This is a genomic window from Pseudomonas sp. SIMBA_067, from assembly GCF_046534675.1.
GTDB classification, from domain to species: domain Bacteria; phylum Pseudomonadota; class Gammaproteobacteria; order Pseudomonadales; family Pseudomonadaceae; genus Aquipseudomonas; species Aquipseudomonas putida.
On sequence record NZ_JAWRYH010000002.1, the window covers coordinates 418,516 to 441,983 of the forward strand.

Below are 23,468 nucleotides of genomic sequence, written 5' to 3' on the forward strand. Positions count from 1 at the left end.
GGTCTGTGCTCCTAAGGGTTATGAATTTTTCAGCAATCCGGGGTGTTTCGCGTTGATGGGCACAGATTAAAATCATCACCTTTGCTGCACTAGACTGCGAAAACCGTCCTTAGCGTTCCGTTTGGAGAACGATCATTGGAAGACCTCAACTCCCTCTACTACTTCACCCAAGTCGTGGAGCACGGCGGCTTCGCCCCGGCCGGGCGGGCGCTGGACATGCCAAAGTCAAAGCTCAGCCGGCGCATCGCCGACCTTGAAGACCGCCTGGGCGTGCGCCTGCTGCACCGCACCAGCCGCCACTGCTCGCTGACCGAAATCGGCCAGGCCTACTACAACCGTTGCCTGGCCATGCGCGTGGAGGCCGAGGGCGCGGCGGAAATCATCGAGCGCAACCGCAGCGAGCCACGCGGGCTGGTGCGCATCAGTTGCCCCACCACCCTGCTCAACTCCTGGGTCGGGCCGATGCTGACCCGCTACATGCTCAAGTACCCGCAGGTGGAACTGTTCATCGAGAGCACCAACCGCCGTGTCGACCTGCTGCACGAGGGCTTCGACATCGCCCTGCGCGTGCGCTTTCCGCCGCTGGAGAACACCGACATGGTGATGAAGGTGCTGAGCAACAGCACCCAGTGCCTGGTCGGCCAGCCGCACTACCTGGCGCAGCTGCCCAAAGGGTTTGACCCACAGCTGCTGGGCACGCTACCGAGCGTGCATTGGGGCAGCGCCCAGCGCGAGTACCAGTGGGAACTGTTCCAGGGTGAGGACAACAGCCGCAGCATCGTCATCCCGCATACACCGCGCATGGTGACTGACGACTTGTTTGCCCTGCGCCACTTCGTAGTGGCCGGGGTGGGGATTGCGCACTTGCCGCGGGTGGCGGTGCGCGAAGACCTGGCGGCAGGGCGGCTGGTTGAGCTGATTCCGGACTGGCACCCGCGGTGTGGCATCGTGCATGCGATCTTCCCGTCGCGCCGCGGGCTGCTGCCATCGGTGCGGGCGCTGATCGATCACTTGGCAGAAGAGTTCGCAATCAGCGACATGGCCTGATGCTCTTTGGGCAGCAGATCAATCAGCAGCGCCAGCAGCACCGCGCCAGCGGCTACGGCGAACAGCACGATGTAACGGCCGCCATTGGCAGCAAACAGTGCTGAAAAAGCGTAACCTGCAATGGCCTGAAAACTGGCGAACGATACCGTCGCCCTGCTCCACGTCGCATTCTGCCGGGCATGGCCATCGACCAGTTGGTGCACCCTGGCCAGCGCCAGCGGCACGATGCCCGGCGGGAACGAACCAATCAACAGTGCGGCGGCGCCGAGCAGGCGCAGGTCATGGCTAACCAGCAGCACCGCCAAGGCTGCCAGTTGCGCCAGCAACACCAGGCGAATGCCGGCACGTGCCCCCAGGTGGTCGGCCATTAGCCCGTAAGCCACCGGCCCGGCAATTGCCCCCAGGCCATACAGCCCCCAGATCACGGCCCCGGCATGTGTACCAGCGCCAAGACCACGGCTGATGTAGTCCACCAGGAACATCATCGGTGCCACCAGTGCTGTTGCCATCAGCGCGTACTGACTGAAGAGAACAAGGATGGCGGGCGAGGCAACCCCTTGCTGCTTCGTCTGCGTAACCTGCGCATACTCGTGCTCGGCCGGCCAACCAGCCCAGCTGGTGAGGGTCAGCAGCAGCGACAGCAGGGCCAGCCCAAGCCAAGTCTGCTGCAAGCCTTTGCCCAGCAGCCAAGGCACCAGGCTCGCGGCACCGGCGATACCCAGGCCGATGCCGAGAAAGATCGCACCACTGGCCAGCCCACGCCGCGAGGCCGCGACATGGGGCAGGATTGCGCTGGCCGCCAGTACCATGATCACCCCGCCAGCCACCCCGGACAGTAACCGCCAGCCGAAGTACCAGCTCACCGACAGCGGCCAGGCACACGCCAGGAACGCCAGGCTGACACAGAGCATCATGCAGCGCAGCACTGATGCACTCGACCAGCGTGCAGCCAATGGCCTGCCGACGAGGGCGCCGATCAGATACCCGGCGAGGTTGGCAGCACCGAGGTAGACCACCGCCGAACTGTCGAACCAATGCGCGTCGATCAGCGCCGGAACCAGCGGTGTATAGGCAAAACGCGCCAGGCCGATACCTACCAGGCTCGCACACAGCCCGGCCCAGATCGGCAGCCAGGGGGAACGTGATGTTGATTCGCTCATGATATTCCCTTGCGCCAGCGTCGGCGCTTGTTGATAACGATGGGAACAGCATAAAGTGGCCGATCGCAGAAAAAATGCAGCGATTTTTCACTACTGCACTGCATCATTGCATCATCGAGGATCACGTTGATGAACTGGGACGATACCCGCGTCTTTCTCGCGCTGTGCCGCGAGCAGACCTTGCGAGGCGCAGCCCGTCGCCTGGGTGTGGACCAGGCAACCGTCGGCCGCCGGCTGTCGTCGTTGGAAAGTGCGCTGGACGCGACCCTATTCTTGCGCACCTCCAGCGGCTATTCGTTGACCAGCGCCGGCGAAGTGGCGATGCGTGCGGCACTCGAGATGGAGACGGCCGCCGCCGGCCTGCAGCGGCAGATCCTCGGCATGGATGAGCGCCTGAGCGGCGCAGTGCGGGTCACCACCACCGATTCCTTCGCCCTCGACTTCATCATCCCGGCGATTGCCCGCCTGCGCCTCGACCACCCGGGTATCGAAGTGCAACTGCACGCTTCGACGCAGATGCTCAACCTCAGCCAGCGCGAGGCCGATATCGCTGTGCGTACACATAAGCCGGATAACCCCGAGCTGGTTGTGCGCCGGCTGGCGCGCTGGAACAGCGGGCTTTTCGCTTCTCGCGAATACCTGCAGCGACGCGGTGAACCCCCACCGGGCAGCGCATTTGCCGGGCACGAACTGGTGATCTACCAACCGTACCTGGACAGCGGCAAGGAGGTGACCCTGGCGGGCGAGTCGATAGCTCAAGGGCGGATTGCAATAACCTGCACCTCGGGTCTTATGGTGCGGCGGGCGCTGGCAAGTGGTATCGGCCTGGGTGAGCTGCCGGTGCCACTGGGGGAGCGCGATGGCCTTCAGCAGGTATGGCCGCCGGGCAAGCCTTACGACATCTGGCTGGTGACCCATCAGGATGTGCGGCACACCGCGCGGGTGCGGGTGGTGATAGAGGCTATTGTCGAGGCGTTCAGCGTCTAGGCAGCCTGTGCCGGCCTCTTCGCGGTGATAGCCGCTCCTGCAATGATGGTGCGGGCACCTCCCCCAGCACACCCTTACAAGACCGCTGGCCTACACTTGCTCCACAGTCCCGGATCATCCCACCCGGAGCCCTCATGATCCGCGCCACTCACGGACCGGGCCGCGCCCTGCTCGCCACGCTCGCCTTGTGCCCCACATTCAGCCAAGCCGACGAACCCGGCTGGTCGCTGCTCAGCCGTAACTATTTCCTGCACAGCGACTTCCGCTCACCTTCCGCCAGCGGCCAGAACTACCGCCAGGAATGGGCCCAGGGTTTCATCGGCGAGGTACGCTCCGGGTTCACCCAGGGCGCTGTCGGGGTGGGCCTCGATGCCCACGGTTTTATCGGCCTCAAGCTCGACGGCGGCCGCGGCCATGCCGGCACTGGCGTGCTGCCACGCGACAGCGATGGCCGCGCCGAGTCCGACTATTCCAGCGCTGGTGCCGCACTCAAATTTCGCCTGGGCAATACCCGGCTGCGCTATGGCGAGATGATGGTGGAAACACCGGTATTCGATACCGGCGACAAACGCCTGCACCCGGAATACGCCACCGGCTGGTTCGTGGAAAACGCCGACCTGCCCGACTGGCGCCTGCAGGCCGGGCGTTTCACCGCCTTCAGCAACCAGGACAACAGCTCTACCCATGACGACTTCAGCGGCTACGGCGCCAGTACTCACAACCGCGCAATCAGCCTGGCCGGCGCCACCTTCGCGCCCGCAGGCCCGTTCGGCGGCGCGCTGTATGCCGGGCAGTTGCAGGACACCTGGCGCCAGGCCTACCTGAACCTGAACCTGGCTGAGCGCAACTGGCGCCTGGACGGGAACCTGTACAAAACCCGCGATACCGGCAACGCCAGCGCGGGCGCAATCGACACCCTCGCCTACAGCCTTCTGGCCAAATACAGTTTCGGCGCCCAGGCGCTGAGCCTGGCCTACCAGAAGGTCGAGGGCGACACCCCGTTCGACTTCGTCGGTGGCGATTCCATCTACTTGGCCAACTCGATCAAGTACGCCGACTTCAACGGCCCCGGCGAGCGCTCGTGGCAACTGCGCTACGACCTCAACTTTGCCACCCTCGGCGTGCCCGGCCTGAGCCTGATGGGCCGCTACGTCAGCGGCCGTGGTATCGATGGCAGCCATGCACCAGCGGGTGGCGCCTACACCGGCCAGTACGGACCGGGCGGCAAGCACTGGGAACGCGACATCGACCTGAAATACGTGGTGCAGTCAGGTGCGGCCAAAGACCTGAGCCTGTCGTTCTCCCACGTGAGCCACCGCGCCAACCAGGCCCAGGCCGGCGATGACATCGACCGCATCTACCTGATCATCGAATACCCACTCAAAGGCAGCTTCTGACATGAACACTGCCTCTTCGAACAGGTGCTGTACAGCACTCGGCACCCGCGCGATCCCTGTGGGAGCGGGTTTACCCGCGAAGAGGCCGGTACTGAAAACACAAGAAAGGGGCCAGACACTGGTCCCCTTCCTTCATGTCAGCTCAGCTTAGAAAGCAAAGCAAGAACAACCCAGCGCCCCCCAGAAGCCTTGGAAGTCATTCACCGGCACACTCGATTTGCGCGCTTTGTCATGACTGTGCGCATGTACCCCGCACGGCCCCGAGCACTGATGCACGGCTGCCGCCAACGATGGCGTACCCACGCGCCAGTGCCCTGGCACCTTGGCTACTGGCGACCACTCTGGCAGCACTGGCACCTGCGGTGGGCCAAGGCGATCGAATTCTCCCGCCCCGTACACCACCTTGCCATCGACGATGGTCAGCACCGACTCGATGCCCTTGATCGCCTCTTCATCGACACTGAAGAAGTCCAGCGACAGCGCCGCCAGGTCGGCCAGCTGGCCCACCTTGATCTGGCCTTTCTTGCCCTGCTCGCTGGAGAACCAGGCGCTACCCTGGGTGAACAGCTGCAGTGCGGTGTCGCGATCCAGGCCTTCCGGATACAGCTCCATGCCGCCGACGGTCTTGCCGCTGACCAGCCAGTACAGCGAGGTCCACGGGTTGTAGCTGGACACACGGGTAGCGTCGGTACCGGCACCCACTGGCACGCCCATGTCCAGCATGCGCTTGATGGGCGGGGTCTGCTCGGCAGCCTTGGCGCCGTAGCGATCGACGAAGTACTCACCCTGGAAGGCCATGCGGTCCTGGACGGCGATACCACCGCCCAAGGCGCGCACGCGCTCGATATTCTGCGGGGTGATGGTTTCGGCGTGGTCGAAGAACCACGGCAGGCCGTTGAACGGGATGTCGCGGTTGACCTTCTCGAACACGTCGAGCATGCGCGTGATCGATTCGTTGTAGGTGGCGTGCAGGCGGAACGGCCAGCGCTGTTCCACCAGGTGGCGTACTACGGGCTCCAGCTCTTCTTCCATGGTCTGTGGCAGGTCTGGGCGCGGCTCGAGGAAGTCCTCGAAGTCGGCGGCGGAGAACACCAGCATTTCGCCGGCGCCGTTGTGGCGCAGGAAGTCGGTGCCGCTGTGCAGCTTGACGCTGGAGGTCCACTTCTTGAAGTCGTCCAGCTCTTCCTTGGGCTTCTGGGTGAACAGGTTGTAGGCGATGCGCACGGTCAGCTGGTTGTTGTCGGCCAGCTCCTGGATCACCGAATAGTCGTCGGGGAAGTTCTGGTAGCCGCCGCCGGCGTCGATGGCACTGGTGAGGCCCAGGCGGTTGAGTTCGCGCATGAACTGGCGGGTGGAGTTGACCTGGTACTCCAGCGGCAGCTTCGGCCCGTTGGCCAGGGTGGCGTAGAGGATCATCGCGTTCGGGCGGGCGATCAGCATGCCGGTCGGGTTGCCAAACTTGTCGCGCTGGATCTCGCCTCCCGGCGGGTTCGGGGTGCTCTTGTCGTAGCCGACGGCCTTGAGCGCAGCGCGGTTGAGTAGCGCGCGGTCGTATAGGTGCAGCAGGAATACCGGGGTGTCGGGCGCAGCCTGGTTGATTTCTTCCAGGGTGGGCATGCGTTTCTCGGCGAACTGGAATTCGTTCCAGCCACCGACTACCCGCACCCACTGCGGGGTTGGCGTGCGCGCGGCCTGGTCCTTGAGCATGCGCAGGGCATCAGCCACCGACGGCACGCCTTCCCAGCGCAGTTCGAGGTTGTAGTTCAGGCCACCGCGGATCAGGTGCAGGTGCGAGTCATTCAGGCCCGGTATCACCGTGCGCTGCTTGAGGTCGATGATTTGCGTCGCGGCGCCCTTGTGGGCCATGGCCTCGGCGTCGTTGCCCACGGCGACGAAGCGGCCGTCCTTGATGGCGACGGCGGTCGCGGTGGGCTTTTCGCGGTCAACGGTGTGCAGCTTGCCGTTGAACAGAATCAGGTCGGCGGTCATGGAACCTCCTTGGGTGGATGCGTGAGCGGAACCGGCTTGGCCGGTGAAGGGCAATGCGGACCAGAGCGCGCCCGCGGCACCGAGCACGGTGCTGGTGGCGAGGAACTGGCGACGGGTCTTGTCGTTGCGGTCTTGGGCCATGGTGTTCTCCGTCTGGGTGCGGCGGCGGCAGGCGCAACTGCGGAGCATGCCGGTTAATGCTGGGTCAGGGCTTGGATGGATGTGCGGTAGGCTGTAGAAGGTTAGCCCTGATCAACATTAGTGCTGCCAGGGCCGGCCTATTCGCGGGCGAGCCCGCGAATGCCTCCCACAATTACCGCTGGAGAAACGCCAGCAAGTCCTCGTTCAACTGCTGCGCATGGGTCACCGCAAACCCGTGCGGCGCCCCGGCATACACCTTCAGCTCAGCCCCACGAATCAGCTCCGCCGCCTGCTTGCCGGTGGTCTCGAATGGCACGATCTGGTCGTCGTCACCATGAATCACCAAAGTCGGCACATCGACCTTGGCCATGTCCGGCCGGAAGTCGGTCTCGGAGAACGCCGTCACGCACTCCAGCGTGCCTTTGATCGATGCCATCAGCGCGATGTTCAGGGTCTGCGTCTGCACGCCCTGGGACACCTGCTGCCCATGGTTCAGGCCATAGAACGGCGTCGCAAAATCGGCAATGAACTGCGCACGGTCGGCCCGCAGGCCGGCACGAATACCCTCGAAAACCGACAGGTCGACACCTTCAGGGTTGTCTTCACGCTTGCCGAACACCGGCGTCACCGCACCCAGCAGCACCAACCCGGCCACCCGCTCGCTGCCGTGGCGTGCGATGTAGCGGCTGACATCCCCGCCACCCATCGAGAAGCCCACCAGGGTCACGTCGCGCAGGTCGAGGTTTTCGATAAGCTGGGCGATGTCATCGGCGAAGGTGTCGTAGTCGTAACCGCTCCACGGCTGGCTCGAACGGCCGAACCCACGGCGGTCGAAGGCGATGGCGCGGTAGCCGCGGCTGGCCAGGAACTCCATCTGCGAATCCCACATGTCGGCATCCAGTGGCCAGCCGTGGCTGAACAGCACGGGCTTGCCGCTGCCCCAGTCCTTGAAATAGATCGAAGTGCCATCGCGGGTAACGAACGTGCTCATGTCGGTATCTCCTTGAAAGTATCGAAGTAAGGGCGCGACTCAACCGCGCAGCCAGTTGGCACAGCGGCGGGTTACCCAAGGCATGATGTAGAACACCACCGGCAGGATGACGAACAGGTTGACGATCAGGTTGCCGGTAATCGGGCCGCCCAGCTGCGGGAAGCGTGCAAACAACGGCGCCAGCAGTTGCGGAATGACTATGGTCATCGGGCAGATCACCAGGTAGGTCAGCAGCGCCTGTTTCCAGCGCGGTGGCTGGGCCGGCGTCGCGCCCGTCGGGCTAGCGAGAACGTGGTGTTGCAGGCATACGGTCACCACTTCACGGTTGTCTTGGAGTGCGGTGTTCATCGGCGTTCCTTGGGATGAGCTTGCCCGCATCCACTGTGCAACGGTGAACGGGCGGAGGATTGGATGGGTGTGCTGCCCTTGGCGGGCACCGACTGGCGGTGCCCGGGGCGGTCGGCTTACTTGCCGGCGTTGAAGGCGTTGTAGCTGGTCATCAGGTTGCGGTAGTCCGGGATGTGGTTGGAGCACAGCGCGGCCAGGCCTTCAACGTCGTTACGCCAGTCGCGGTGCAGCTCGCACGCTACGCCGAACCAGGTCATCAGTTGCGCACCGGCCTGGCTCATGCGGTCATGGGCGGCGTCGCGGGTCATGGCGTTGAAGGTGCCGGAGGCATCAGTCACCACGAACACATCAAACTCTTCTTCCAGAGCCGCCAGGGCCGGGAAAGCAACACACACCTCAGTCACGACGCCGGCGATGATCAGCTGCTTCTTGCCGGTGGCCTTTACTGCCTTGACGAAGTCTTCGTTGTCCCAGGCGTTGATCTGGCCGGGGCGAGCGATGTACGGGGCATCCGGGAACAGGGCTTTCAGCTCGGGGACCAGCGGGCCGTTGGGGCCTTGCTCGAAACTGGTGGTGAGGATGGTCGGCAGGTTGAAGAACTTGGCCAGGTCAGCCAGGGCCAGCACGTTGTTCTTGAAAGCGTCTGGTTCGATGTCGCGGACCAGGGACAGCAGGCCAGCCTGGTGGTCGACCAGCAGTACGGCGGCGTCGTCTTTGTTCAGGCGGTTGTATTTGAAGTTGGTCATGGTCGTTGCTCCTAAGGGTTTCTGTCTTCAGTAAGTTGGGTGTTTCGCGCTGATGGGAGAAGATTAAAACCATCACCTTTGCAGCGGTAGATAGCGTTTTTTGGCTTTAACGTTCTGTTTTAGGAACGATAGATTGGCGTTGGTTTTGCTGGTCTCTTCGCGGGCTCGCCCGCTCCCACAGGGATCGCACAAGATTCAAAAGCAGCGCTTTACCTGTGGGAGCGGGCAAGCCCGCGAAGGAGCCAGCACAGGCTTGCATTGCCTGCCCGGCAAACCTGCTCTATTACTACCCACAGCCCTCCCCTCACCCCCGAGACCACCATGCTGGCGTTCATCCAGTCGTCCCCGTTGTTGCTCGGCACTACCCTCATCCTGCTCGACCTCGTGCTCTGGCAAGTCATCCCCACGCAGCGCCGTGCCTGGCGCATCGGCACGCGGCTGGTGATATTCCTGCTGTTCAGCTCGGTGCTGGTGGCCGCCGGCATGAGCCCGCTGCAACCGCCACCCTGGCCCGACGATGTCTCGCGCAACCTCATGGCCACGGTACTAGCCATCGGCTGGTGGCTGTTTGGCGCGCGCACGGTCACGGTGGTGTTCGGCCTGCTGCTGGTGGCCCGGGGCAGCCATGGCGGGCGGCTGCTGCAGGATGTGCTGGGGGCGTTGATCTTTTTGGTCGCTGTAGTGGCTGCCGCGGGCTATGTGATGCAACTGCCGGTGAAGGGCTTGCTGGCTACGTCCGGGGTGATGGCCATCGTCATCGGCTTGGCGTTGCAGAGCACCTTGGCGGACGTGTTCAGCGGCATCGTGCTGAACACCACGCGGCCCTATCAGATTGGCGATTCAATCTCCATCGACGGCACCGAAGGCAAGGTGCTGGACATCGACTGGCGCGCCACGCGGCTGCTGACCGGCACCGGCAGCCTGGCGGTGATCCCCAACTCGGTCGCGGCCAAGGCGCGGCTGCTCAACCACAGCCGCCCGGCCGATGTGCATGGGGTGTCGATCAGCGTGGTGGTGCCGGCCAAAGTGCGGCCCAAGCGGGTGTTCGATGCGCTGGAAAAGGCCTTGCAGGGCGTCAGTGCCATTCTTGCGACCCCAAAGCCGAAGGTGACGGTGAAGGCCTCGACGCTGGAGTCCGTGGAGTACGAGGCCAGCGGCTTCGTGGCCGACGCGGGCACCAAGGGCGACGCACGCAATCAGCTGTTCGACCTTGCCCACCGGCACCTGGAGGCCAGCGGGGTGATGTGGAACGTGGACCTGGCCATGCCGCCGCGCAGCCGCCAGCGCGAGGTGCTGGACGAAGTGCGGGTGTTCCGCTCGCTAAGCGATGAGGAGCGTGACGCGCTGAGCCAGCGCATGACGGCGGTGGAGTACCTGGCGGACCAGGTGATCCTGGGCGTGGGTGAGCATTCCGAGCACCTGCTGGTGATTGGCAGCGGGGTGGTGTCTGCGTCGGTGCGTGATGGCGACAAGCGGATCGAAGCCGGGCGCATGGGGCCGGGTGAAGTGCTAGGGATCGAGGGGATCATCGATGAGGACGACTCGTTTGCCGAGTTTCGCACACTGACCGGTTGCGTGCTGTACCGCATCGAAAAGGAACAGGTGAAGAGCTGTTTGCAGCAGCGTGGCGAAGTGCAGACGGCGTTGAGCAAATTGCAGCGGTTCCGCAGGCAAAGCCGGGAGTCGTTGTTGCTGCAAAAGCCGGCCCTGATCAAGAAAGGCGGCTTCCTCAGCTGGTTGCACAAGTAAACCTGGCCGGTCTCTTCGCGGGCACGCCCGCTCCCACGACAACCCCACAGGTTTCAGCATCTGCGCGATTCCTGTGGGAGCGGGCGTGCCCACGAAGAGGCCAGTACTTACAACACAACCCTCAGGCACTGCCCCGCGTGGTAAAGCGAGAAGCCAGATTCGTAGAACGCGGTCCGCAGCGAAGGCGCACTCACGCCGCTCATCGGCGAGAACGGAATCGGCAGGCTGTCCGCGTCACCCTTGAGCAGAAACTCGGCAAAGGCACGGCCGATCACGGTACCTGTGGTGTTGCCACGCCCGTTGTAACCCGTAACCGCGACCAACCCTGGCGCCGGCTCGAACAGGCGCATCAGGTGGTCAGGGGTAAAGTCGATACAGCCGGTCCAGTGCATTTCCCACTCGACCTTGCCCAGTTCCGGGTAATAGTGGCTCTGGATGCGGTCCGCCCAGCTGCGCACAAACCACGCCGGCTTGTTGTCGACCCGGCCCAGGCTGCCGAGCAGCAGGCGGCCCTGATCGTCGCGGCGGATGCTGCTAAGCACGGTGCGGGTGTCCCACGAGCCTTGGCCATGTGGCAGTACCTTGTCGGCCGCGGCACCCTGCAGCGGCTTGGACGCCACCTGGTAGTAGTAGCCACGGAAGAACTGCTTCTGCAGGTTGCTCCAGTCGCCTTCGGTGTACGCGCCAGTGGAAACAACCACCTTGTCGGCGCGCACCGAGCCACGCGCAGTCTTCACCCTCCAGCCATCGCCATCACGTTCCAGGCCTTCGACCGAAGACTGCTGGAACAGCTTGCCGCCCAGGCGCGCCACGGCGGCCGCCAGGCCCTGGGTGTAGCCCATGGGGTTAATGGTGCCAGCGCGGCGGTCGAGCAACGCGGCGGAAATCTTGTTGGTACCGCAATATTCCTGGCACTGGGCGCCGGTCAGCAGCTCCACGTCGGCACCACGGCGTCGCCATTGTTCGTGGCGGGCCTCGAGGTCAGCGATGCCGGTGGCGTTGTGCGCCATGTGCAGCGTGCCTTTGTGCTGGGCCTGGCAGTCGATGCCCAGGCGCTCGATCATGGCGAACACTTCACCCGGGGCTTCGCCGAGCACCTTGTTCAGGCGGCTGCCCTGCTTCTGGCCGAGGGTGGCCTCGACGTCGTCGGGGCGGATCCAGGTGCCGGCGTTGACCAGGCCGACGTTGCGCCCGGAGCCACCGTGGCCGATCTTCCAGGCCTCAAGCAGGATCACCGACTTGCCCTGTTCGAGCAGGTGGATGGCCGCCGACAGGCCAGTGATGCCACCGCCGATCACGCAGACATCAGCCTTGTGCTCACCGGCCAGGGCCTGGGCGGCAACGGTCGGTTTGCTGACGAATTCCCACAAGCATTCTTGACGCAGTTCGGACATGGCCGGCTCCAGCAATTTGTTCTTGTTGGGGCTGCTTCGCAGCCCATTCGCGGCACAAGGCCGCTCCTACAGGAGATCGCGATGCCTGTGTAGGAGCGGCCTTGTGCCGCGAACCGGGGGCTTTGCCCCCGGCCATGCAGCATCAATACATCAGTCGAACACGATACCCTGCGCCAGCGGCAGCTCACGCGAGTAGTTCACGGTGTTGGTCTGGCGACGCATGTAGCCTTTCCAGGCATCCGAACCCGACTCACGACCACCGCCGGTTTCCTTCTCGCCGCCAAACGCACCGCCGATCTCGGCGCCGCTGGTACCGATGTTGACGTTGGCGATACCGCAGTCGCTGCCCGAAGCACTCTGGAAGCGCTCGGCTTCACGGATGTCGGTGGTGAAGATGCACGACGACAGGCCTTGTGGCACTTCGTTGTTCAGGCGCAGGGCCTCTTCGAAGTCGTCGTAGGCCAGCACATACAGGATCGGGGCGAAGGTTTCGTGGCGCACCACGTCGCTCTGCGCCGGCATTTCGGCAATGGCAGGCGACACGTAGTAGGCGTTCGGGTACTGGTCGGCCAGCTGACGCTCGCCACCAAACACCTGGCCACCTTCGTCGCGGGCCTTGGCCAGCGCGCCCTGCATGGCGTCGAACGACAGCTTGTCGATCAGCGGGCCCACCAGGTTGTCCTTGCGCGGGTCGCCGATACGCACTTTGCCGTAGGCGGCTTTGACGCGGGCAACCACTTCGTCCTTGATCGAGCGGTGCACGATCAGGCGGCGCAGGGTGGTGCAACGCTGGCCGGCGGTGCCGACAGCCGAGAACAGGATGCCGCGCACGGCCAGGTCCAGGTCGGCGCTCGGCGCCAGGATCATGGCGTTGTTGCCGCCCAGTTCGAGGATGCTGCGGCCAAAGCGGGCGGCCACACGTGGGCCGACTTCGCGACCCATGCGGGTGCTGCCGGTGGCGCTGACCAGTGGTACGCGCGGGTCATCGACCATGGCTTCGCCGGCTTCACGGCCGCCAATCACCAGTTGGGCCAGGCCAGCCGGGGCATCGCCGAAGGCTTTCAGGGCTTTTTCGAACAGCGCCTGGCAGGCCAGGGCGGTCAGCGGGGTCTTTTCAGACGGCTTCCACACCACCGAGTTACCGGCCACCAGGGCGAGGGCGGTGTTCCAGGCCCAGACGGCGACCGGGAAGTTGAAGGCGCTGATCACGCCAACCACGCCCAGCGGGTGCCAGGTTTCACGCATGTGGTGGCCCGGGCGCTCGGAAGCGATGGTCAGGCCGTACAGCTGGCGCGACAGGCCCACGGCGAAGTCGCAGATGTCGATCATTTCCTGCACTTCGCCCAGGCCTTCCTGGGTGATCTTGCCGGCTTCGATCGAGACCAGCTCGCCCAGGTCGGCCTTGTGCTCACGCAACACTTCGCCGAACAGGCGCACCAGTTCGCCACGGCGCGGGGCCGGCACAGTGCGCCAGGCGTCGAATGCGCTCTGGGCCTGATCGATGCGGGCGATGGTCTCGGCCTTGCCGAGCAGTTTCACCGAGGCGATCTGGCTGCCGTCGATCGGCGTGTGAACAGGGTAGTCGCCCTGGGTGTAAGCCTCGGCGGCAACGCCAAGGCGCTCGAGCAATCCAGCAACCATTTGTGCATCTCCTACATCGGTGATGGGGTGGAAAAATGATGTGGATCAGTATTAATCCGATCACATAGGTACAACAAACGACCTTTATTCCGCATATCATTCCGTCAGGTAATGATTTGAGCCGCAGAGACCGCTATGTCCAAACGCCTGGTGCCTTCCATGACCGCCCTGCAGTGCTTTGAGGCTGCAGCCCGCCATTTGAGCTTTACCCGTGCCGCCGAAGAACTGCACCTGACCCAGAGCGCCGTCAGCAAGCAGGTGGCGCAGCTTGAAGACATGCTGCGCCACCACCTTTTCCTGCGCATCCGGCGGCGCTTGCAACTGACCCCCGCCGGCAGCCTGTACCTGGCCGAGGTCAACAAGATCCTCAACCAAGTGGATATGTCCAGCCGCTACGTGCTCACCTACGGCGAGCAGACCGAGATCTTGAAGGTAGCCACTCAACCAAGTTTTGGCGTGCGCTGGTTGATCCCGCACCTCAAGGGTTTTGGCAAACGCCACACCAACATCCACCTGGACATACGCAACGAGATGGAGCCGTTCGCCCTGCTGCAGGGCTCGGCGGACGTGGTGTTCTTCTATGGCCAGGGCACGTGGCCGGGGGCCACTTGCGTGGAGCTGTTCCGTGAGGAAGTGGTGCCGGTGTGTGCGCCAGAGCTGCTGGCCGGGCGCACGCTGGGCGATGCTGCAGAACTGGCCGACCTGGTGCTGCTGCAAAGCACTTCGCGGCCGGAGGCCTGGCATGAGTGGTTCCTGGAGTTGGGGTTGCAGAGCGTCAGCGCCTACCACGGGCCTCGTTTCGATACGTTCTATATGGCGCTGAGCGCTGCACAGGCCGGTTGCGGGGTGGCGCTGGTGCCGCGTTACCTGGCGGCGAAGGAACTGGCGGAAGGGAGCCTTGTGGTGCCGTGGAACCATGCGATGCGCAGTGCCGGGGCGCATTACCTGGCGTATGCCGAGCATGCGGCGGAGGTGCCCAAGGTGCGGGCTTTGGTGGAGTGGATTCACGAGCAGCTTCAGCCTTGAGATTGCCAGGGCACAAGGCCGCTCAACAGCAACGCGGTCCCCTGTAGGAGCGGCCTTGTGCCGCGAATGGGCTGCAAAGCAGCCCCAATGGCCCTGAAGGTCGATCAAAAAAGGAATGACACACTCACTTTTTTTCGCTTGTGAGCCAAGTGCATTCCCAGCTTTCATGTAAGCGTCCGAACCCAACCAGGAAGCTAGCGATGCCCGCCCACGATTTCGTCAGCCCAGACAGCATTCGCGCGCAGTTCTCTGCCGCCATGTCGCTCATGTACAAACAGGAAGTGCCGCTGTACGGCACGCTGCTGGAGCTGGTGAGCGAAATCAACCAGCAGGTCATGGTCCAGCAGCCCAAGGTTGCCGAAGCCCTGCGCTGGACCGGCGAAATCGAGCGCCTGGACCAGGAACGTCACGGCGCCATCCGCGTCGGCACCGCCGAAGAACTGGCCACCATCGCCCGCCTGTTTGCCGTCATGGGCATGCAGCCGGTCGGCTACTACGACCTCAGCTCCGCTGGCGTGCCGGTGCACTCCACCGCTTTTCGCGCGGTACACGAGCAGTCACTGCACGTCAGCCCGTTCCGTGTGTTCACCTCGCTGCTGCGCCTGGAGCTGATCGACAACCCGCAGCTGCGTGAGCTGGCACAGGGCATCCTGGCCAAGCGCCAGATCTTCACCAGCCGCGCCCTCGAACTGATCGCCCAGTGCGAGCGCGATGGCGGCCTGAACGCAGCCGATGCCGAAGCGTTCGTGCAGGAAGCGCTGCACACCTTCCGCTGGCACCATGACGCCACCGTGACCGCCGAGCAGTACCAGCAACTGCACGACCAGCACCGCCTGATTGCCGATGTGGTGGCCTTCAAGGGCCCACACATCAACCACCTGACCCCACGCACCCTGGACATCGATGCGATCCAGCTCGGCATGCCGGCCAAGGGCATCCCGCCGAAGGCCGTGGTCGAAGGCCCGCCCACCCGCCGCCATCCGATCCTGCTGCGCCAGACCAGCTTCAAGGCCTTGCAGGAAAAGGTCGCGTTCAGCGACCAGCAGGGTAGCGAAGGCAGCCACACCGCGCGCTTTGGCGAGATCGAGCAACGTGGCGCGGCCCTGACGCCGAAAGGCCGCCAGCTGTACGACAAGCTGCTCGACGCCACCCGCGCCGCCCTGGGCGGCGCACCGGCCGAAGCCAATGCCGAGCGCTACATGACCTTGCTCAAAGATACCTTTGCCGAATTCCCGGATGACCTGGCGCAGATGCGTCAACAGGGCCTGGCGTACTTCCGCTACTTTGCCACTGAGAAAGGCCTGGCTGCGCGTGACCAGGAGGGCCGCCCGACCACCCTGCAAGGGCTGATCGACGCTGGCCATGTGCATTTCGAGGCGCTGGTGTACGAGGACTTCCTGCCGGTAAGTGCGGCGGGGATCTTCCAGTCCAACCTGGGCGACGATGCACAGGCCGAATACGGCAGTAATGCCAACCGCGATGCGTTCGAAGCGGCGTTGGGGCTGCAAGTGCAGGATGAGCTGGCACTGTATGCGCAAAGCGAGCGCCGCTCGCTGCAGGCCTGTGCACAGGCGTTGAACCTGGGATCGATGTAAGGCTTTGGATTGCCGGGGGCCGCTTTGCGGCCCTTTCGCGACGCAGCCCCAGAGGTTCAAACCAGAGGCGGCAGGATTTCCACATCCGGCAAATCCATCGCCGCCACCTCGTCTGCCAGAAAATCACTCAAGCGCCGCAACCGTTCGCCACCCGGCCGGGTGCGCGGCCATACCAGGTAGTAGTCCATCCCACTGGGCACTGCTGTCGGCCAAGGCAGGCTCAACCGCCCCTGCGCCACATCTTCGGCCACCATCAGCAAATCACCCATGGAAATCCCGTAGCCCCGTGCAGCGGCAATCATGCCCAGCTCCAGGGTGTCGAACACCTGACCGCCCTTGAGCGAAACCTTGTCGCCAAGCCCCATGCGCACCAGCCATTCCCGCCAGTCACGCTTGTCCACCGTGGGGTGCAGCAGTTCGATAGAGGCTAGCCGGCCCACGTCCCAAGGCTCTTCGTCGAGCAGGTCCGGCGCACCGACCGGGATCAGCAACTCCGGAAACAGCTTGCGCACCTCCCACTCCGCCGGGAACACGCCGTCGCTGAGCAACACTGCGCAATCGAACGGTTCCTGGTTGAAGTCCACATGGTCGACGTCCATCCATGCGCTGGTCAGCTGCACTTCGTTGCCCGGTTGCAGGTGGCGGAACCGGCTAAGGCACGCCAGCAACCAGCGCATGGTCAGGGTCGATGGGGCTTTCATGCGCAAGATGTCATCTTCGCCGCGCAAGTTATCGCAGGCCCGCTCCAGCGCCGCGAAGCCTTCGCGCACCCCGGGCAACAGCACCCGCGCCGCTTCGGTCAACTGCAGGCTGCGGCCACTGCGCACGAACAGGCGGCAGGCAAAGTGCTCTTCCAACGTACGGATATGCCGGCTGACAGCACTTTGGGTAATCGACAGCTCTTCGCCCGCACGGGTGAACGAGCAAAGCCGTGCAGCAGCTTCGAATGCGCGCAGGGCATACAACGGAGGGAGCTGTCGGGACATGAGGCACCTGCCATACGGGACTGTGGAGCGAATCATCAATGAGCATATATACATGAGTCAGACTCATGCCAAGGATCGCTTTTATCCTTTTGTGCAAAGTTGACCGAAGCCTCAGAATCGCCCTTCGTTGTTTTCCCCAGGAAAAAGGACCACCCCATGCATGTCGCGCCCACCACAGAACTCAAGGCTTTGCTGCGCCTGGCCGGGCCGCTGATCGCCTCGCAGTTGGCGCACATGCTGATGGTGCTGACCGACACGCTGATGATGGCCCGTATCAGCCCGCAAGCGCTGGCCGGTGGCGGCCTGGGCGCGGCGAGCTACTCGTTCGTGTCGATCTTTTGCCTGGGCGTGATCGCTGCGGTCGGCACCTTGGTGGCGATCCGCAAGGGCGCCAACGACATCGAAGGTGCCACCCGCCTGGCACAGAACGGCGTGTGGCTGGCCTGGGGCCTGGCGCTGATCGCCGCGCTGGCCCTGTGGAATCTTGAGCCGGTACTGCTGCTGTTCGGGCAACAGCCCGAAAACGTTGCCTCAGCCGCCGAATTCCTCACCCTGCTGCCGCTGGCGCTGCCCAGCTACCTGACCTTCATGGCCTTGCGTGGCTTTACCAGCGCGCTGGGCCGCTCGACCCCGGTGATGGTGATCAGCGTGGTCGGCACGGTGCTCAACTACCTGTTCAACGTGGCGTTGATCGAAGGCATGTTCGGCCTGCCAAAGCTAGGCCTGATGGGCATCGGCCTGGTCACCGCAGTGGTATCGCTGGGCATGGCCATCGCCCTTGCTTTGTACATCCGCTGGCATTCGGCCTACGCCGCCTACCCGCTGCGCAAGGGCCTGTCACGCCCGTCGCTGCCAGCCCTGCGCGAGCTGTGGCGGCTGGGCCTGCCAATTGGTGGTACCTACATGGTGGAAGTGGGCCTGTTCGCCTTCGCTGCGCTGTGCATGGGGGTACTGGGCAGCACCGAACTGGCGGCACACCAGATCGCCCTGCAGATCGTGTCCACGGCGTTCATGGTGCCGACGGGCTTGTCCTATGCGGTGACCATGCGCGTGGGCTTGTACTACGGCGCTGGCAACCTGCTGGCGGCGCGCAGTGCCGGGCGCGTGGGCATCGGCTTCGGGGCGATGATCATGTTCGCCTTCGCCGCGCTGTTCCTGCTGCTGCCCGAAGCGCTGGTGGGGCTGTTCATCGACCGCAATGACCCGGCCTTTGCCGCGATCTTCCAGGTGGCCGTGCAGTTGTTGATGGTGGCGGCGTGGTTCGAGCTGTTCGATGGCATGCAGACCATTGCCATGGGCTCGATCCGTGGGCTGAAGGATGCCAAGACCACCTTCCTGATCGGGCTGGTGTGCTACTGGCTGGTGGGGGCGCCGAGCGCCTGGTTGTTCACCTTTACCCTGGGCGGTGGTGCAGTGGGGATCTGGTGGGGGCTGGCGCTGGGGCTGGCGTGTGCGGCGGTGGCGCTGACCTTTGGCTTTGAGTGGCGGATGAAGCGGCTTTTGAGAAAGGCGGTGGCGCGCGCAGGGGCTGCTGCTTCCGCCTGACTTCAGGGCCTCTTCGCGGGCACGCCCGCTCCCACAGGATTGCGCGGTCCCTGTGGGAGCGGGCGTGCCCGCGAAAGGGCCCTAAAGGACAGCATCCAACTGACAGCCAGGCACCTTCAGCAAAAAATCGATCAACTCCCCCACCGGCAGCGGCTTGCTGACCAAAAAGCCCTGCACCTGGTCACAGCCAAACCCACGCAACAACGCCAACTGCTCTTCGCTCTCCACTCCCTCGGCCACCACTTCGAGGTTGAGGTTGTGCGCCAGGTTGATCATGGCGTGCACCAGCTTGCGGTTCTCCTCGCGCATTTCCATTTCTGCTACAAAGCTGCGGTCCACCTTTAGCAAGGTGATCGGCAGGCTGTTGAGGTGCACGAACGAAGAGAACCCTGTGCCAAAATCGTCGAGCGAGAAGCGCACGCCCAAGCGGCCGAGGGCGTCCATGGTCTGGCGCACCACCTCGTTGCGGCGCATCACCGCCGTCTCGGTCAGTTCGAACTCCAACCAGCGGGCGTCCACGCCATGCTCAAGGATCAGGCGGCTCAGGGTGGCCAGCAGCTGGCTGTCCTGGAACTGCCGAAAACTCAGGTTTACGGCCATGTGCAGCGGCTCCAGCCCGCGCTCACACAGCGCCTGCATGTCGCGCAAGGCACGGGAGATGACCCAGTAGCCCAACGGCACGATCAGGCCGCTCTGCTCGGCCAGGGGCACGAATTCGCTGGGCGGTAACAGCCCGCGTTCGGCATGGCGCCAGCGCACCAGCGCCTCCAGGCCGACAATGCGCCCGTCGGCCAGGTCGAGCCGCGGCTGGTAGTGCAGCTCCAGCTCGTCACGGCGCAGCGCGCGGCGCAGCTCGCTTTCCAGGTCAGCAAGGCTGCGGGCGTTGCGATTGATGCGTTCATTGAACACATGGAAGGTGCAGCCCTGGCTGCCCTTGGCCTGGCGCATGGCGATGTGCGCATGCCACATCAGCGGGTCGGCACCGCTCTGCGCGCGGGCATGGGCCAGGCCCAGGCTGCAACCCAGCAGCAGGCTTTCGCCGTCGATCCAGTAGGGTTCGGCCAGGGCCTCGACGATGCGCTCGCCAATCCATTCAGCGCGGTTGGCGTCGCGGCGGGTGTCGATCAGCAAGGCGAACTCGTCGCTGCCCAGGCGAGCCAGCTGGTCGCCTGCTTCGAGCTGGTTTTGCAGCCGTGCCACCACCTGCAGGATCAGGCGGTCGCCGCTCTGGTGGCCCAGCGCATCGTTGACGTGGCGAAAGTTGTCCAGGTCCAGATGGCCCAAGGCAATGCCACGGCCCTCGTTCTCGGCCAGGCGCGCGGTCAGCAAGGCCTGGAAGCCCTGGCGGTTGGCGATGCCGGTCAGTGGGTCCTGTTCGGCCAGGCGCTGCAAGGTGGCCACCAGCACCCCGCGTTCGCGCACATGGCGCAGCGAGCGGCGCAGGGTGTCGGCATTGAGCTGGTCGCGTACCAGCCAGTCGCTGACGGCGCTGGGCGCCACCTCGGGCTCGTGCTCGAGCAGCAGGATGGTCGGCAGCTCGCAGCGCCCAGGCACCGGCTGCAGGGCCGGGGTTGCCAGCACCACGGCCTGGCGATCATGGCTGAACAGGCTATCGACCGAGTCCCAGTCAGGCGCGGTCAGCAGCACGGCACTGCCGTTAAGGGCAGGTATGCAGGCGTGCAACAAGGCGGCCCATTGCGGCTCATCAGCCAACAGCAGCAAACGCAAAGGTTCGACAGGCGTGGACAAGCGGGCTCCTTAGGACTTCACGGTGCAACGATAACTGCCAGTATGCTACTGCATTAATGAAAATGATTTTCACTTTTATACATGCATTTGCGGGCGTAGCATCCCGACGTATTTTGTCGTGCATCGTGCTCGAAACCAGACGAGCCGGCAAATATGATTTTTTCAGTTGCTAGCATTAGTGGCGCTAATAATGAGGCGGACAAAAGTCTGACTCAGACGTCAGACGGTCGCGCCACAACCGCCCCATGCCTGTTAGAATGCGCGGCTATTTTCTGGCGACCCCCGGTTTCTAGCATGTCCCGACTCAATCCCAGGCAGCAAGAAGCCCGTGACTACGTCGGCGGCCCTCTTTTGGTGCTCGCCGGTGCAGGTTCGGGCAAGACCAGCGTGATCACGCGCAAGATTGCCCACCTCATTCAGAACTGCGGCATCCGTGCCCAGTACATCGTGGCGATGACCTTCACCAACAAGGCCGCACGCGAGATGAAGGAGCGGGTCGCCACCCTGCTGCGCCCGGGGGAAGGCCGTGGCCTGACGGTGTGTACCTTCCACAACCTGGGCCTGAACATCATCCGCAAGGAGCACGACAAGCTGGGCTACAAGCCAGGCTTCTCGATCTTCGACGAGTCCGACATCAAGGCGTTGCTGTCGGACATCATGCAGAAGGAATACTCCGGCGACGACGGCATCGACGAGATCAAGAACATGATCGGTGCCTGGAAGAACGACCTGGTCCTGCCACCCGAGGCCCTGGAAAAGGCGCGCAACCCGCGCGAGCAGACCGCCGCCATCGTCTACACCCACTACCAGCGCACGCTCAAGGCGTTTAACGCGGTGGACTTCGACGACCTGATCCTGCAGCCGGTCAAACTGTTCCAGGAGCACCCCGAGGTACTGGAGCGCTGGCAGAACCGCGTGCGCTACCTGCTGGTGGACGAATACCAGGACACCAACGCCAGCCAGTACCTGCTGGTGAAAATGCTGATCGGCATGCGCAACCAGTTCACCGTGGTGGGCGACGACGACCAGTCGATCTATGCCTGGCGCGGTGCCCGCCCCGAGAACCTGATGCTGCTCAAGGAGGACTACCCTTCCCTGAAGATCGTCATGCTCGAGCAGAACTACCGCTCCACCAGCCGCATCCTGCGCTGTGCCAACGTGTTGATCGCCAACAACCCGCACGCGTTCGAGAAACAGCTGTGGAGCGAGATGGGCGTGGGCGACGAGATCCGCGTCATCCGCTGCAAGAACGAGGAAGCCGAGGCCGAACGCGTGGCCATGGAAATCCTCACCTTGCACCTGCGCACCAATCGCCCGTACAGCGATTTCGCAATCCTCTACCGCGGTAACTACCAGGCCAAGCTGATCGAACTGAAGCTGCAGCACCACCAGGTGCCGTATCGCCTGTCGGGCGGCAACAGCTTCTTCGGCCGCCAGGAGGTCAAGGACCTGATGGCCTACCTGCGCCTGTTGGTGAACCCGGACGATGACAACGCCTACCTGCGGGTAATCAACGTACCGCGCCGCGAAATCGGCTCCACCACCCTGGAAAAGCTCGGCAACTATTCCACCGAGCGCGGCATTTCTATGTACGCCGCCAGCGAGGAGCTGGGCCTGGGTGAGCACCTGGACGCCCGCTACACCGAGCGTTTGCAGCGCTTCAAGCACTGGCTCGACGGGGTACGCCACAAGGTAGCACTGGAAGACCCGATTGCCGCGCTGCACGAGATGATCCGCGATATCGACTACGAGAACTGGATCCGCCAGCAGACCGCCAGCGACAAGGCGGCGGACTTCCGGATCAGCAACGTCTGGTTCCTGGTCGAAGCGCTGAAAAACACCCTCGAGAAGGACGAAGAGGGTGACATGACTATCGAGGACGCCATCGGCAAGCTGGTGTTGCGTGACATGCTCGAGCGCCAGCAGGAAGAAGAAGAGAACGCCGAAGGTGTGCAGATGATGACCCTGCACGCCTCCAAGGGCCTGGAGTTCCCCTACGTGTTCATCATGGGCATGGAAGAGGAAATCCTCCCGCATCGCTCCAGCATCGAGGCCGACACCATCGAAGAGGAGCGCCGCCTGGCCTACGTGGGCATCACCCGCGCGCGCCAGACCCTGGCCTTCACCTTCGCTGCCAAGCGCAAGCAGTACGGTGAAATCATCGACTGCACGCCCAGCCGGTTCCTTGACGAACTGCCTCCGGACGACCTGGCCTGGGAGGGCCTGGACGATGCGCCGGTCGAGGTAAAGGCCGCACGCGGCAACAACGCCCTGGCCGATATCCGGGCAATGCTCAAACGCTGATCAACCATTACTCTTAAACTTTGCCGCTATTTGCGGCCACCTTTGCTACATCGAGGAAAACAAAGTGGAAGCACTGCATCAGAAGATTCGCGAAGAAGGCATCGTGCTTTCCGACCAGGTTCTCAAAGTCGACGCGTTTCTCAACCACCAGATCGACCCGGCGCTGATGCAGCTGATCGGTGACGAGTTCGCCCGCCTGTTCGCCGATGCCGGCGTGACCAAGATTGTCACCATCGAAGCCTCGGGCATTGCCCCGGCCGTGATGACTGGCCTGAAACTGGGCGTACCGGTGATCTTTGCGCGCAAGCACCAGTCGCTGACCCTGACCGAGAACCTGCTGACTGCCTCGGTGTACTCCTTCACCAAGCAGACCGAGAACACCGTGGCCATTTCGCCACGCCACCTCAACAGCAGCGACCGCGTGCTGGTGATCGACGACTTCCTGGCCAACGGCAAGGCGTCGCAAGCGCTGATCTCGATCATCAAGCAAGCCGGTGCCACCGTGGCTGGCCTGGGTATCGTGATCGAGAAGTCGTTCCAGGGCGGCCGTGCCGAGCTGGACAGCCAGGGCTACCGCGTTGAATCGCTGGCCCGGGTGAAGTCGCTGGAAGGCGGTGTGGTCAGCTTCATCGAGTGATGCCCACTGGGGCTGCTCTGCGGCCCATCGCGACAC

18 protein-coding genes are annotated in these 23,468 nt (G+C 63.7%); 9 read left to right on the forward strand and 9 right to left on the reverse strand.

Going from position 1 to position 23,468, the window contains the following annotated elements:
- The first annotated feature begins 135 nt into the window (after positions 1 to 135).
- Complete coding sequence (locus tag SB765_RS07185; protein ID WP_019473573.1) at positions 136 to 1,047, forward strand: LysR substrate-binding domain-containing protein; 912 nt, start codon at positions 136 to 138, stop codon at positions 1,045 to 1,047.
- Here SB765_RS07185 and SB765_RS07190 read toward each other — a convergent pair.
- Positions 1,008 to 2,207 carry a YbfB/YjiJ family MFS transporter gene (locus SB765_RS07190; protein WP_410931123.1) on the reverse strand — a complete coding sequence of 400 codons (1,200 nt, stop codon included), beginning with the start codon at positions 2,205 to 2,207 and terminating at the stop codon, positions 1,008 to 1,010. The genes SB765_RS07185 and SB765_RS07190 overlap by 40 nt on opposite strands.
- Positions 2,208 to 2,336: 129 nt before the next feature.
- On the opposite strand from SB765_RS07190, the gene SB765_RS07195 reads away from it, so the two are divergent.
- Positions 2,337 to 3,194, forward strand: coding sequence for a LysR family transcriptional regulator (locus SB765_RS07195; RefSeq protein WP_410931124.1), 858 nt, complete (start codon positions 2,337 to 2,339; stop codon positions 3,192 to 3,194).
- Between the two features lie 134 nt (positions 3,195 to 3,328).
- Positions 3,329 to 4,591, forward strand: a complete 1,263-nt coding sequence (locus SB765_RS07200; RefSeq protein ID WP_410931125.1) for an OprD family porin — start codon at positions 3,329 to 3,331, stop codon at positions 4,589 to 4,591.
- Positions 4,592 to 4,738: 147 nt separating this feature from the next.
- Here SB765_RS07200 and SB765_RS07205 read toward each other — a convergent pair whose 3' ends face one another.
- The 4 genes from SB765_RS07205 to ycaC form a co-directional block, all read right to left on the reverse strand.
- On the reverse strand, positions 4,739 to 6,580 hold the full coding sequence (locus tag SB765_RS07205) for an amidohydrolase (RefSeq protein WP_410931187.1): 1,842 nt from the start codon (positions 6,578 to 6,580) through the stop codon (positions 4,739 to 4,741).
- 313 nt (positions 6,581 to 6,893) lie between these two features.
- The gene (locus SB765_RS07210; RefSeq protein ID WP_410931126.1) at positions 6,894 to 7,712 is read right to left on the reverse strand and encodes an alpha/beta fold hydrolase; all 819 of its coding nucleotides are present in this window, start codon (positions 7,710 to 7,712) and stop codon (positions 6,894 to 6,896) included.
- Between the two features lie 39 nt (positions 7,713 to 7,751).
- Positions 7,752 to 8,060: a hypothetical protein gene (locus SB765_RS07215; RefSeq protein WP_410931127.1), complete on the reverse strand. Its 309-nt coding sequence runs from the start codon at positions 8,058 to 8,060 to the stop codon at positions 7,752 to 7,754.
- Between the two features lie 116 nt (positions 8,061 to 8,176).
- Positions 8,177 to 8,806, reverse strand: a complete 630-nt coding sequence (gene ycaC / locus SB765_RS07220; RefSeq protein WP_019472736.1) for an isochorismate family cysteine hydrolase YcaC — start codon at positions 8,804 to 8,806, stop codon at positions 8,177 to 8,179.
- Between the two features lie 321 nt (positions 8,807 to 9,127).
- On the opposite strand from ycaC, the gene SB765_RS07225 reads away from it, so the two are divergent.
- Complete coding sequence (locus SB765_RS07225; protein ID WP_410931128.1) at positions 9,128 to 10,555, forward strand: mechanosensitive ion channel domain-containing protein; 1,428 nt, start codon at positions 9,128 to 9,130, stop codon at positions 10,553 to 10,555.
- A 107-nt stretch (positions 10,556 to 10,662) separates the two neighbouring features.
- On the opposite strand, the gene SB765_RS07230 is transcribed toward SB765_RS07225, so the two are convergent.
- On the reverse strand, positions 10,663 to 11,949 hold the full coding sequence (locus tag SB765_RS07230) for an NAD(P)/FAD-dependent oxidoreductase (protein ID WP_341797110.1): 1,287 nt from the start codon (positions 11,947 to 11,949) through the stop codon (positions 10,663 to 10,665).
- Positions 11,950 to 12,099: 150 nt separating this feature from the next.
- Positions 12,100 to 13,590: an aldehyde dehydrogenase family protein gene (locus tag SB765_RS07235; RefSeq protein ID WP_012274799.1), complete on the reverse strand. Its 1,491-nt coding sequence runs from the start codon at positions 13,588 to 13,590 to the stop codon at positions 12,100 to 12,102.
- A 135-nt stretch (positions 13,591 to 13,725) separates the two neighbouring features.
- Here SB765_RS07235 and SB765_RS07240 point away from each other — a divergent pair, with 135 nt between their 5' ends.
- Together SB765_RS07240 and SB765_RS07245 are read left to right on the forward strand one after the other, a co-directional pair.
- Complete coding sequence (locus tag SB765_RS07240; protein ID WP_410931129.1) at positions 13,726 to 14,616, forward strand: LysR family transcriptional regulator; 891 nt, start codon at positions 13,726 to 13,728, stop codon at positions 14,614 to 14,616.
- Between the two features lie 200 nt (positions 14,617 to 14,816).
- Positions 14,817 to 16,211 carry a VOC family protein gene (locus SB765_RS07245; RefSeq protein ID WP_410931130.1) on the forward strand — a complete coding sequence of 465 codons (1,395 nt, stop codon included), beginning with the start codon at positions 14,817 to 14,819 and terminating at the stop codon, positions 16,209 to 16,211.
- Positions 16,212 to 16,267: 56 nt separating this feature from the next.
- Here the strand turns inward: SB765_RS07245 and SB765_RS07250 are convergent, their stop codons facing one another.
- A complete protein-coding gene (locus tag SB765_RS07250) occupies positions 16,268 to 17,197 on the reverse strand; it encodes a LysR substrate-binding domain-containing protein (RefSeq protein WP_410931131.1) in 930 nt (309 codons plus the stop codon).
- Positions 17,198 to 17,353: 156 nt separating this feature from the next.
- Between SB765_RS07250 and SB765_RS07255 the strand changes: the two genes are divergently transcribed.
- Positions 17,354 to 18,742, forward strand: a complete 1,389-nt coding sequence (locus SB765_RS07255) for a NorM family multidrug efflux MATE transporter (protein WP_016502208.1) — start codon at positions 17,354 to 17,356, stop codon at positions 18,740 to 18,742.
- 81 nt (positions 18,743 to 18,823) lie between these two features.
- Here SB765_RS07255 and SB765_RS07260 read toward each other — a convergent pair whose 3' ends face one another.
- A complete protein-coding gene (locus SB765_RS07260) occupies positions 18,824 to 20,383 on the reverse strand; it encodes a putative bifunctional diguanylate cyclase/phosphodiesterase (protein WP_410931188.1) in 1,560 nt (519 codons plus the stop codon).
- 402 nt (positions 20,384 to 20,785) lie between these two features.
- Here SB765_RS07260 and rep point away from each other — a divergent pair, with 402 nt between their 5' ends.
- Positions 20,786 to 22,795 carry a DNA helicase Rep gene (gene rep, locus SB765_RS07265; RefSeq protein ID WP_341797115.1) on the forward strand — a complete coding sequence of 670 codons (2,010 nt, stop codon included), beginning with the start codon at positions 20,786 to 20,788 and terminating at the stop codon, positions 22,793 to 22,795.
- Positions 22,796 to 22,859: 64 nt separating this feature from the next.
- Positions 22,860 to 23,432 (forward strand): xanthine phosphoribosyltransferase, encoded by a 573-nt coding sequence (locus SB765_RS07270; protein WP_003253535.1) that lies wholly within the window; start codon positions 22,860 to 22,862, stop codon positions 23,430 to 23,432.
- Positions 23,433 to 23,468: the final 36 nt, after the last annotated feature.

What these genes read in the sequence shown, in the direction of transcription:
- SB765_RS07195 (WP_410931124.1), top strand. Translation starts at nt 2,337, where the DNA reads ATGAACTGGGACGATACCCGCGTCTTTCTCGCGCTGTGCCGCGAGCAG.
- SB765_RS07230 (WP_341797110.1), bottom strand. Translation starts at nt 11,949, where the DNA reads ATGTCCGAACTGCGTCAAGAATGCTTGTGGGAATTCGTCAGCAAACCG.
- SB765_RS07210 (WP_410931126.1), bottom strand. Translation starts at nt 7,712, where the DNA reads ATGAGCACGTTCGTTACCCGCGATGGCACTTCGATCTATTTCAAGGAC.
- rep (WP_341797115.1), top strand. Translation starts at nt 20,786, where the DNA reads ATGTCCCGACTCAATCCCAGGCAGCAAGAAGCCCGTGACTACGTCGGC.
- ycaC (WP_019472736.1), bottom strand. Translation starts at nt 8,806, where the DNA reads ATGACCAACTTCAAATACAACCGCCTGAACAAAGACGACGCCGCCGTA.
- SB765_RS07245 (WP_410931130.1), top strand. Translation starts at nt 14,817, where the DNA reads ATGCCCGCCCACGATTTCGTCAGCCCAGACAGCATTCGCGCGCAGTTC.
- SB765_RS07190 (WP_410931123.1), bottom strand. Translation starts at nt 2,207, where the DNA reads ATGAGCGAATCAACATCACGTTCCCCCTGGCTGCCGATCTGGGCCGGG.
- SB765_RS07250 (WP_410931131.1), bottom strand. Translation starts at nt 17,197, where the DNA reads ATGTCCCGACAGCTCCCTCCGTTGTATGCCCTGCGCGCATTCGAAGCT.
- SB765_RS07215 (WP_410931127.1), bottom strand. Translation starts at nt 8,060, where the DNA reads ATGAACACCGCACTCCAAGACAACCGTGAAGTGGTGACCGTATGCCTG.
- SB765_RS07200 (WP_410931125.1), top strand. Translation starts at nt 3,329, where the DNA reads ATGATCCGCGCCACTCACGGACCGGGCCGCGCCCTGCTCGCCACGCTC.
- SB765_RS07225 (WP_410931128.1), top strand. Translation starts at nt 9,128, where the DNA reads ATGCTGGCGTTCATCCAGTCGTCCCCGTTGTTGCTCGGCACTACCCTC.
- SB765_RS07235 (WP_012274799.1), bottom strand. Translation starts at nt 13,590, where the DNA reads ATGGTTGCTGGATTGCTCGAGCGCCTTGGCGTTGCCGCCGAGGCTTAC.
- SB765_RS07255 (WP_016502208.1), top strand. Translation starts at nt 17,354, where the DNA reads ATGCATGTCGCGCCCACCACAGAACTCAAGGCTTTGCTGCGCCTGGCC.
- SB765_RS07240 (WP_410931129.1), top strand. Translation starts at nt 13,726, where the DNA reads ATGTCCAAACGCCTGGTGCCTTCCATGACCGCCCTGCAGTGCTTTGAG.
- SB765_RS07205 (WP_410931187.1), bottom strand. Translation starts at nt 6,580, where the DNA reads ATGACCGCCGACCTGATTCTGTTCAACGGCAAGCTGCACACCGTTGAC.